Annotated in this window: 1 protein-coding gene; it reads left to right on the forward strand. The window is 62.4% G+C overall.

Annotated features, from left to right (window positions below):
- Positions 1-431 (forward strand): outer membrane lipoprotein-sorting protein (locus tag G4D85_RS48550; RefSeq protein WP_164021947.1); only part of this gene is annotated, 431 nt, incomplete at both ends.

Raw genomic sequence — 431 nt, forward strand, 5'->3', positions numbered from 1 at the left:
TACATGGAGCAGAAGGAGAAGGACAAAACAGACAACGTGCGCGAGGCGTTCATCTACCGGCGGGACGCGGACGACAAGCTGATGATCCTCTTCAGCAAGCCCAAGACGGAGGCGGGCAAGGGCTACCTGCGGATGGACAAGAACCTCTGGAGCTACGACCCCAACGTGGGCAAGTGGGAGCGCCGCACCGAGCGCGAGCGCATCGCCGGCACCGACAGCCGACGCGCCGACTTCGACGAGTCCCGTCTGGCCGAGGAGTTCGACCCAACCTACGAAGGCGAGGCGAAGCTGGGCAAGTTCACCGCCCACAAGCTGCTCTTGAAGGTGAAGCCCAACGTGGACGTGGCCTACCCCCTGGTCAAGATGTGGATAGACAAGGACACGAACAACATCCTCAAGCGCGAGGACTACGCCCTGTCCGGCCGGCTGAT

The sequence above is a fragment of the Pyxidicoccus trucidator genome (assembly GCF_010894435.1).
Classification (GTDB): Bacteria; Myxococcota; Myxococcia; order Myxococcales; family Myxococcaceae; genus Myxococcus; species Myxococcus trucidator.